Raw genomic sequence first — 1,032 nt, 5'->3', positions numbered from 1 at the left:
CCACACAATCGCTGGCGGACGATCTGGCGGCGCGCGGCTTCACCAAGCTCAGGCCATGGACGCGCGGCGTCGACACCGACCATTTCCGCCCGGACAAGCAGAAGGATCTGGGGCTCAAGCGACCGATCTTCCTCTGTGTCGGCCGCGTTGCGATCGAAAAGAACCTGGCCGCCTTCCTCGACCTGGATTTGCCCGGCAGCAAGGTAATCGTCGGCGAGGGACCGGAACTGGCCAGGCTCAAGGCCAGATACCCCGATGCCCATTTCCTTGGCCACCGCCCGAACGACGAACTGGCCGAAATCTACGCCTCGGCCGATGTCTTCGTCTTTCCCAGCCGCACCGACACGTTCGGCAATGTCATCATCGAGGCGCTGGCCAGCGGCACGCCGGTCGCAGCCTATCCGGTGACCGGACCGATCGACATTGTCGGCGACGGCGTTGGCGGAGCGGTGTCGAACGATTTGCGTGAAGCCGCGCTCGCCGCGCTCCACGTCGACCGCGCCGAGGCGCGCCAACGGGCAATGCGCTATAGCTGGAAAGCCTGCGCGGAAATGTTCCTGGAGACGGTTGAAGAGGCGCTGGGCACCACGCGAAAACTAGCCGCCTGAGAAGGCCTTGCTAGAACAGTCGGCCACCGTCAGGCACCCTGCGTTCGATTGCGCCGAGGACGACAGCACCCTCCTCGTCGGGAAAGCCAAGCGTCAGCACTTCCGATATGAAGGGTCCGATCTGCCGCGGCGGAAAATTGACCACCGCGAACACCTGCCGGCCGATCAGCGTCTCGGGCGCATAATATTTGGTGATCTGCGCCGACGATTTCTTCACCCCGATCGCCGCGCCGAAATCGATCTTCAGCTTGATCGCCGGCTTGCGCGCCTCGGGGAACGGCTCGGCCTCGACGATCGTGCCGGCGCGGATATCGACCCGGTCGAAATCGGCGAAGCTGATCTCGGGCTTGCGCTGGCTGCTCGAACTCATTGAGGGTCAGGTCTGGCTCAGGCGTTTCCGTAGGTCTCGAACAGGACGCCGGCC

2 protein-coding genes are annotated in these 1,032 nt (G+C 64.1%); one reads left to right on the top strand and one right to left on the bottom strand.

Annotated elements, in window-relative coordinates:
• Positions 1 to 608, top strand: a 608-nt coding sequence (locus tag EOA86_RS35965) for a glycosyltransferase (protein WP_164892382.1), incomplete at its 5' end; no start/stop codon positions are given.
• Between the two features lie 10 nt (positions 609 to 618).
• Here the strand turns inward: EOA86_RS35965 and EOA86_RS35960 are convergent.
• On the bottom strand, positions 619 to 978 hold the full coding sequence (locus tag EOA86_RS35960; RefSeq protein WP_127211543.1) for a tRNA-binding protein: 360 nt from the start codon (positions 976 to 978) through the stop codon (positions 619 to 621).
• Positions 979 to 1,032: the final 54 nt, after the last annotated feature.

Source organism: Mesorhizobium sp. M5C.F.Ca.IN.020.32.2.1, assembly GCF_004023105.1.
GTDB classification, from domain to species: Bacteria; Pseudomonadota; Alphaproteobacteria; order Rhizobiales; family Rhizobiaceae; genus Mesorhizobium; species Mesorhizobium wenxiniae.
Note: the sequence above shows the minus strand (reverse complement) of the source record. Positions and strands in the feature narration are given on the sequence as shown.

Bases quoted from the DNA above. Each gene is read 5' to 3' on its own strand.
- EOA86_RS35960 (WP_127211543.1), bottom strand. From the start codon at position 978: ATGAGTTCGAGCAGCCAGCGCAAGCCCGAGATCAGCTTCGCCGATTTC.